At 35.8% G+C, this 530-nt stretch carries 1 protein-coding gene; it reads left to right on the forward strand.

The genetic code is table 11. From position 1 onward, the window contains the following. Window positions 1–50 precede the first annotated feature (50 nt). Window positions 51–362: a transposase gene (locus tag VB796_RS23840; protein ID WP_416233539.1), complete on the forward strand. Its 312-nt coding sequence runs from the start codon at window positions 51–53 to the stop codon at window positions 360–362. Window positions 363–530 lie beyond the last annotated feature (168 nt).

The following is a 530-nucleotide window of genomic DNA, read 5'->3' on the forward strand; positions in this document are numbered from 1 at the left end:
TGAGGTGGTTCAAAAAAACGGCACACTTTTTTGCATAAAAAATGCAGAAAATGGACGTAAAAAAAGCCAAGAAATCCCACGCACATTATGAGCCTGATTTCAAAGAAGAGATACTCAGGATGTTAAATTCGGGTAAAAATGTTGATGAAATATCAAAGACTTTTGGGATTGGTCGAAATGTTCTTTATACTTGGAAAAACAAATCCCAGATGAAGACAAAAACTAAGACCTCAGAGGAGCAAACGACATACAGTTTAAAGCTCATTTCAGAGAACGAGCAACTCAAAAAAGAGAACACTCGGTTACAGTCTGAAAGGGATATACTAAAAAAAGCCTTGGTTCTCTTCAGCACGTCCAGTTAAGAGACATTTACGAGTTGATAATATCATTCTCAAAGGACTATTCGGTTGAATTTTTATGTTCGTTATTTGATGTCAGTAGAACAGCATTTTACCGATATAAACGTGGAGAGAGCCATAATTCAGACAAGAAATATCACCGACCCAAACATGAAGTTCGTATAGAATTTT

This window comes from Arcicella sp. LKC2W, assembly GCF_034931005.1.
GTDB lineage: Bacteria > Bacteroidota > Bacteroidia > Cytophagales > Spirosomataceae > Arcicella.